Origin of the sequence: Streptomyces catenulae, from assembly GCF_000718015.1 — a bacterium.
Taxonomy (GTDB): Bacteria; Actinomycetota; Actinomycetes; order Streptomycetales; family Streptomycetaceae; genus Streptomyces; species Streptomyces catenulae.
The window spans coordinates 1-2,682 of sequence record NZ_JODY01000073.1 but is presented as its reverse complement, the minus strand read 5'-3'; the positions used below and the strand labels follow the sequence as shown (position 1 = coordinate 2,682).

The following is a 2,682-nucleotide window of genomic DNA, read 5'->3' as shown; positions in this document are numbered from 1 at the left end:
GTCCACCACCCCACACACCTCATCGAACGCACCCGCAAAAACCGGATACACCCCATACAACTCACGCCCCATCCCCAACCACTGCGCACCCTGACCCGAAAAAACAAAGCCGAGGCCGCCATGGGCCGTGGCGCTCGGGGCGCCGGGGACGGCGGAGGCCGGCTCCGTGGCCAACCCGTGCAGGGCGCGGGTGAGTTCGTCGCGGTCGGTGCCGGTGAGGACTGCGTGGTGGTCGTGGCGGGTGCGGGTGGTGGCGAGGGTGTAGGCGAGGTCGGCGGCGGACTGTTCCGGGTGGGCGGCAAGGTGGGCGTGGAGGCGTTCGGCCTGGGCACCCAGGGCGTCGGCGCTGCGGGCCGAGACGATCCAGGGCACAGCGGGCAGGGTGCGCGCCGGTTCCGGCACCTCGCCTCCGGCGCTCGCGGGTCGGTCCTCGGGGGCTTCGAGGATGAGGTGAGCGTTGGTGCCGCTGACGCCGAAGGCAGACACGGCGGCGCGGCGCGGGCCGTGGTCGCGAGCGGGCCAGGGCCGGGCCTCGGTGAGGAGCTCCACGGCGCCCGTGTCCCAGTCGGCCATGGGGGTGGGCCGGTCGATATGGAGGGTCTTCGGCAGGGTGCCGTGGCGCATCGCCTGCACCATTTTGATCACGCCGCCGACGCCCGCGGCGGCGACGCAAGGGCGGCACGGATCACCCGCTCCTGCGACGGACCGTTCGGCGCCGTCAAACCATTACTCGCACCATCCTGATTGACGGCGCTGCCGCGTACGACCGCGAAAATCTGATGACCATGACGACGGGCATCCGACAACCGCTCCACCACCAGCAGACCCACACCCTCCGCCCAGGCGGTGCCATCCGCCGCCGCCGCGAAGGACTTGATCCGGCCGTCGGGCGCGAGGCCACTTTGCCGGGAGAAGTCGACGAAGCCGCCGGGGGTCGCGGTGACGGTCGCGCCGCCCGCGAGGGCGAGAGAGCACTCCCCTCGGCGTACCGATTCGACCGCCAGGTGGAGGGCCACCAGCGACGACGAGCAGGCGGTGTCGATCGAGAGGGCCGGGCCCTCCAGCCCGAGGGTGTAGGCGATGCGGCCAGAGGCGACGCTGCTGAGCTTGCCGGTCATCAGGTAGCCCTCGAACTCCTCGGGCCCTTCGAGGCCGAGGTAGCTCTGCTCGACGATGCCCGCGAAGACGCCGGTGCGGGTTCCCTTGAGCGTCGCCGGGTCGATGCCTGCGTGCTCCAGCGCCTCCCAGGCGGTCTCCAGCAGGACCCGCTGCTGCGGGTCCATCGCCCGTGCCTCGCGGGGGGAGATGCCGAAGAACTCGGCGTCGAAGAGGGCGGCGCCGTCGAGGAACCCACCGTGGCGGGTGTACGAGGTGCCGGGCTCGTCGGCGTCGGGGCTGTAGAGGGCGTCGAGGTCCCAGCCGCGGTCGGCGGGGAACGCGGAGATCGCGTCGGTGCCGTCGGCGACCAACCGCCACAGATCGTCCGGGGAGGCGACACCACCCGGAAAACGGCAGGCCATCCCGACGATCGCGACTGGTTCGGTCGCGGCGGACTCCAGCGCGGTGATCCGCTCACGGGCCTTCGTCAGGTCCTCTGTGACCCACTTCAGGTAGTCGACCAGCTTCTCTTCCCGGCTCTGCCGGTCCTTGCCGCTCTCGGTGCCGCTCCGCTGTTCCCGGCTGCGGGCGGAGTCGTGTGCGTCGGTCAGGTCAGCGGACATCGGAATCCGTCTCTCCTCAGTTACCGATAGGGGGTGGGGCGGGCGGTGTCAGTCGGCGGCCCGGCCGAGCTGGGTGTCGATGAAGGCGAAGAGTTCGTCCGCCGATTTCGCGGCCGACGGCCCGGCGACCGTCTCGGGACGCTCCTCGGGCGGCGCGACGCGGCGCCCGGCGGGTTCGGGTTCCGGCGGCCCGGCGGTGGCCTGGGCGCGGACGTGGGCGGCGAGGGCAGCCGGGGTCGGGTGGTCGAAGACGACGGTGGCCGACAGCCGGAGGCCGGTCTCGGCACCGAGCCGGTTGCGCAGTTCGACGCCGGTGAGGGAGTCGAAGCCCAGCTCCCTGAAGGGCCGGTCGGGGGCGACGGCGGCGGTGTCGGGGTGCTTGAGGACCGCCGCGACCAGGGTGGTCACGGTGCGCAGGAGGTACTGCTCCTGCTGGGCCGGGGTGAGGTCGGCCAGCCGGTCGGCCAGCGGGGCAGGCTCGTCGCCGCCCTCGTCCCGCGCGTCCGGCGCAGGGGGCGGGGTGATCGGTCGGGTGCCCGCCGCGTCTTGGGGCGGCTGCGCGTCGAGCCAGTAGCGGCTGCGTTGGAAGGCGTAGGTGGGCAGGGGGACGCGGCGGGCGCCGGAGCCGGCGAAGAACGCCTCCCAGTCGACGGGCACTCCGCGTGCGAACAGTGTGCCGACCGCTTCGACCAGCGTCTCCGGCTCGGGACGACCGCCGCGGTGCGCGGCCACGGCGACCAGGGCGTCGGGGTCGCGTACGGCCTGGGGGGCGAGGGCGGCGAGGACTCCGCCGGGGCCGACTTCCAGGAGCGTGGTGACGCCTTCGGCCTCCAGGGTGGTGAGGGCGTCAGCGTACCGGACGGTTTGGCGGACCTGCCGCACCCAGTAATCAGCCGACCGCAAATCCTCACCCGCAGCGGAATTCCCCGTCACCGTCGACACCACAGGAATCACCGGAGCC

The 2,682-nt window shown here is 72.6% G+C and carries 1 protein-coding gene and 1 pseudogene; both read right to left on the bottom strand.

The features are described 5' to 3' along the window. Positions 1–1,721: pseudogene (locus tag IF23_RS33290) on the bottom strand (type I polyketide synthase); the annotation flags it as partial. Positions 1,722–1,769: 48 nt separating this feature from the next. Then, positions 1,770–2,682, bottom strand: a 913-nt coding sequence (locus tag IF23_RS0130720; RefSeq protein ID WP_245655177.1) for a phosphopantetheine-binding protein, incomplete at its 5' end; no start/stop codon positions are given.